This window comes from Gordonia otitidis NBRC 100426 (genome assembly GCF_000248075.1).
Classification (GTDB): Bacteria; Actinomycetota; Actinomycetes; order Mycobacteriales; family Mycobacteriaceae; genus Gordonia; species Gordonia otitidis.
On the sequence record NZ_BAFB01000133.1, the window covers coordinates 1 to 4,457 of the forward strand.

Annotated in this window: 5 protein-coding genes; 1 reads left to right on the forward strand and 4 read right to left on the reverse strand. The window is 64.9% G+C overall.

Annotation, left to right across the window (positions count from 1 at the left end):
• Positions 1–85 precede the first annotated feature (85 nt).
• Positions 86–637 carry a phosphatase PAP2 family protein gene (locus tag GOOTI_RS14065; protein ID WP_174299145.1) on the forward strand — a complete coding sequence of 184 codons (552 nt, stop codon included), beginning with the start codon at positions 86–88 and terminating at the stop codon, positions 635–637.
• Between the two features lie 35 nt (positions 638–672).
• Here GOOTI_RS14065 and GOOTI_RS14070 read toward each other — a convergent pair whose 3' ends face one another.
• From GOOTI_RS14070 to GOOTI_RS14085, 4 genes are all read right to left on the reverse strand, one after another.
• Entirely contained in the window at positions 673–1,347 is a 675-nt protein-coding gene (locus GOOTI_RS14070) for a TetR/AcrR family transcriptional regulator (protein ID WP_007239266.1), read from the reverse strand.
• A 48-nt stretch (positions 1,348–1,395) separates the two neighbouring features.
• Complete coding sequence (locus GOOTI_RS14075; protein ID WP_007239267.1) at positions 1,396–2,541, reverse strand: acyl-CoA dehydrogenase family protein; 1,146 nt, start codon at positions 2,539–2,541, stop codon at positions 1,396–1,398.
• Positions 2,542–2,561: 20 nt separating this feature from the next.
• Complete coding sequence (locus GOOTI_RS14080) at positions 2,562–3,782, reverse strand: acyl-CoA dehydrogenase family protein (RefSeq protein WP_007239268.1); 1,221 nt, start codon at positions 3,780–3,782, stop codon at positions 2,562–2,564.
• The coding region (locus GOOTI_RS14085) for a class I adenylate-forming enzyme family protein (RefSeq protein ID WP_007239269.1) at positions 3,779–4,457 on the reverse strand (679 nt) is incomplete at its 5' end. The genes GOOTI_RS14080 and GOOTI_RS14085, both read right to left, overlap by 4 nt.

The window sequence follows — 4,457 nt, forward strand, 5'->3', positions numbered from 1 at the left end:
GGTTGAGCCTGCCCCGCTGGTTGAGCCTGCCGAAACCACCACCATCCTCGGCTGAAACACACCCGGCATCGGTAGTGTGGCCAGGATGATCGTGCAGATCACCGACGTCGACCAGCACATCACCGAATGGGTGGTCGACCACCGCGTCGAACCGTTGACGACGATCGTCCGTATCGTCACGGTGCTCGGCAACACCGTCACCCTGTGGTTGGTCGCCACCGTCGTGGTCGTCGTACTCGCTGCGCGCAGGCACGTCACCGAAGCTGTGTACGTCGGGGTGGGTGCGCTGACCGGCTCGCTGCTGATGGTGATCCTCAAGCACATCTTCGCGCGGGCTCGCCCGCCGCGCGACGACCGCCTGCTGCACATCGAGAGCTACTCGTTCCCTTCCGGCCACTCGATGATGACGATGGTCGTCTACGGGCTGATCGCGGTTGCGGCCTACCGACTGATCCCGTGGGTGCGCGCACACCCCTGGTCGATGGCACTCGCTCCGGTGATCTCGATCCTCGTCGGCCTCACGCGCATCTACCTCGGGGTGCACTGGACCACCGACGTCCTCGCCGGCTGGATCATCGGAGCGCTCTGGGTCGGGTTGTGCACGTGGGTGCTCTCGCTGTGGTTGTCCAGGGCGTAGGCGCCGATGTGCGCCCTATGCCGCCGACTGTGCGCCTACAGCGCATCCAGGTATCGCGGTAGCCGGCTTGCGACGACCAGCGACGGCAGCGCGAACCGCAACTGCGCGTCGATGTAACTCTCGAGGTCGAACTCGGGCCCGAAATGCCAGTGCTTGAGCGCCCATCCATGTGCCAGCATCATCAGATCGAAGACGGCGAGGTCGGGGTCGACGGCGTTCATCACGCCCGCGTCGATCCCGGCGGTGATCGCCTCGCGCATCGGCGCAGACGTCTCCACCTCCAACTGCTTGATCCGGTCCCGCCCCTGGGCGTCGAGGGTTCGGCTCTCCCGGTAGGTCAGCACGACGGCGTCGCGATTCTCGTCGACGATCCGCGTGTACTGCCGGAAGCCCGCGATGAGCTGCTCGACGGGGTCGTCGCCGGCGAGGTCCATCGCGGGCTGCAACTGGTCGCGGAACTTCTCCAGGATGTCGACGATCGCGGCGAGCAGGATGTCTTCCTTGGAGCCGAAATACTTGTAGAACAGGCCGACGCTGACCTGGGCTTCGTCGGCCAGCGCCTGCATCGACATCTGGTGGAAGCCGGTGCGTTCCATCACCGCGACCGCGGCGTCGAGGAGCTGACGCCTGCGCGAGGAGACCCGGACCGCGCGGACGGCGTCCTCGACGGCCAGATCCGACGTCGAGCGTGCCGTTGCCGATTTCGCCACGAGTCCTCCTAGGTCGAACGGTGAATCACCGTTCATCACTGTAGCGGGTCAGATCCCGAGGTCCTTGGCGACGATCGTCTTCATGATCTCGGTGGTCCCGCCGTAGATGGTCTGGATGCGGGCGTCGATGAAGGCGCGCGACACCGGATACTCCCGCATGTAGCCATAGCCGCCATGCAGCTGCAGACACCGGTCGGCAGTGCGAACCTGTAACTCGGTCGCCCACCACTTCAGTCGGGCCGCGCGTGCGGCGCTGAGTTCACCGCGGATGTATTCGGCGATGCAGTCGTCGAGGAAGGTCCGCGCGATATCGAGTTCGGTTGCCAACTCGGCCAGTACGAACTGCGTGTTCTGGAACGACGAGATCGGCGACCCGAATGCGGTGCGCTCCCTGACGTAGTCGAGTGTGCGCTTGAACGTGCCCTCCGCTGCGGCAACAGCACCCACCGACAACGACAACCGCTCCTGTGGAAGGTTTCTGACCAGTTGGTAGAACCCTTCGCCCTCCTCGCCGAGACGGTTGGCGACGGGTACCCGCATGTCACAGAACGAGAGCTCGCTGGTGTCCTGCGCGTGCAGCCCGATCTTGTCGAGGTTGCGGCCACGCTCGAAACCCGGTGTGTCAGCGTCGACGACGAGCAACGTCAATCCCTTGTGCTTGTCGGGGCTGGTGCGGGTGGCGACCACGAACAGGTCTCCGTTGCGGCCGTTCGAGATGAACGTCTTCGACCCGTTGACCACGTAGTGGTCGCCGTCGAGCACGGCTGACGTTGTGATGCCCGTCAGGTCGCTACCCGCACCGGGTTCGGTCATCGCGATCCCCAGCACCGTCTCACCGCTGACGACCCCTGGGAGCCATCGGGCCTTCTGCTCGTCGGTGGTCAACTCGGTGAGATAGGGGAGTACGACGTCGTTCTGGAGCGAGAATGCGATCGCTTCGGCCGCCGCGCCGGTCCGTGCGATCTCGTCGATCAGGATCGCGTTGTAGCGGAAGTCGTCGACGCCGGGGCCCCCGTAGGTCTCGTCGACCTCGAACCCGATGAGGCCGTTCTTGCCTGCCTCGGTGAACAGGGTCCGGTCCCACTGGCCTGCCTGCTCCCAGTTCTCGTGGGAGGGAGTGATCTGCTCGGCGACGAATCGTGCTGCGGTGTCGCGGAACTGCTTGTGCTCGAGGTCGTGCGTGAGTGCGCTCATGAGGTTCCTTGGTCGGGGTGTCAGCGGAAGGCGTTCTGACCGGTGAAGGCCTGGCCCAGCACGAGCTGGTGCATTTCGGGGGTGCCCTCGTAGGTGAGGACCGATTCGAGGTTCACCATGTGGCGGATCACCGGGTACTCCAGCGAGATACCGTTGCCGCCCAGAATGGTTCGCGCGGTACGGCAGATCTCGATCGCCTCGCGGGTGTTGTTGAGTTTGCCGAAACTGACCTGGTCGGGTCGTAGCCCGACCGAGTCCTTGAGGCGGCCGAGGTGATACGCGAGCAACTGGCCTTTCTGCAATTCGACGGCCATGTCGGCGAGTTTGGTCTGCGTCAGTTGGAATCCGGCGATCGGTTTGCCGAACTGCGTGCGCTGGGTGGCGTAGTCGAGCGCCGCCTGCCAGGCTGTGCGTGCCGCGCCGATCGATCCCCAGATGATGCCGTAGCGGGCTTCGCTCAGACTCGACAGCGGCGCCTTGATGCCTCTGCCCTTGTGTAGGTCGTCGTTTCCGGGCATGAGGGCATCCGCCGGCAGGCGCACGTTGTCGAGGACGATCTCGCCGGTCGTGGACGCCCGCAGCGACGCTTTGTGTTTGATCTCCGGGGTCGACACTCCAGGTGTGTCGGTCGGCACGATGAACCCGCGGACTCCGACGCCGCCGTCGGGTAGGTCGGTCTGCGCCCACACGACGGCGACGTCGGCGATGGGAGCGTTGGTGATCCACATCTTGCGGCCGTCGAGAATCCAGTCGTCGCCGTCGCGACGTGCCCGGGTCTTCATCGACGCCGGGTCGGAACCGGCATCTGGCTCGGTGAGACCGAAACATCCGACGGTCGTGCCCTCGGCCATCGACGGGAGCCAGTGATTCTTCTGCTCCTCGCTGCCGTTGTTGTAGATGGAGAACATCGCCAGCGACCCCTGCACCGACACCATCGACCGGATACCCGAATCGCAGGCCTCCAGTTCGAGGCTCGCCAATCCGTAGTGCACCGACGACGCTCCGCCGCATCCGTAGCCGTCGAGATGCATGCCGAGTACCCCGAGTTGACCGAACTGCTTGAACAGGTCGCGGGCGATCGGTATGCCGCCCTCCTCGAACCAATCGGCGATGTGCGGTGTGACGTGTTCGGCGAGGAAGCCGCGCACCGAATCACGCACGGCCAATTCGTCGTCGGAGTATCCGAGGTCGATGTTGAGCGGGTCGATGGCAGTGAACTTCGTCGTGGCGGTGGCACTCATCGCGTGGCTCCCTGGGTGGAGGTGGTAAGGGTTGCGGGAGCGTCGAATCCTCCCGCAGCCATATCGGCGGCAGCGGATTCGGTCGCCCGGTAGTGGAGTTTCTTGCCCGTTGCCGATACCGGCAGCGAATCGATGATGCGGTAGGCGCGTGGGCGTTTGAACTGTGAGAGCATCGGATGGTTTCGGCAATAGGCGTCGAGTTCATCCGGTGTCGGTGCACCTTCTTCTGCGGGTACCACGTAGGCGACGACGAGTTGCCCCCATCGCTCGTCCGGTACCCCGACGACGAGCGAATCGGCGACGAGGGGATGTCCGTTGAGCGCCTCCTCCACCTGCACGGGATGCACGTTCTCTCCGCCGGAGATCAGCATGTCGTCCTTGCGGCCGACGATGGTGACGAACTCGTCGGAGTCCCAGGTGGCGAGGTCGCCGATGTGCAGCCAGCTCCCGTTGTACTTGGCCTTCTCCTGCTGTGGTGAATCGAAGTATGCGGCAGCGCATTTGGGTGAGCGGATGATCACCTCGCCGACCTCGTTGCCATCGCGCGCGACGACGTCGTCGGGGTCGGCCAGTCGGCCGTCGTCGCGAACGTGCACGACCCGGACGTCGTCGTCGATACACGCCCGCCCCGCGGTGCCCGCATGGTCGGGAAGGTCGGTGGGACGCAGGAAGGTG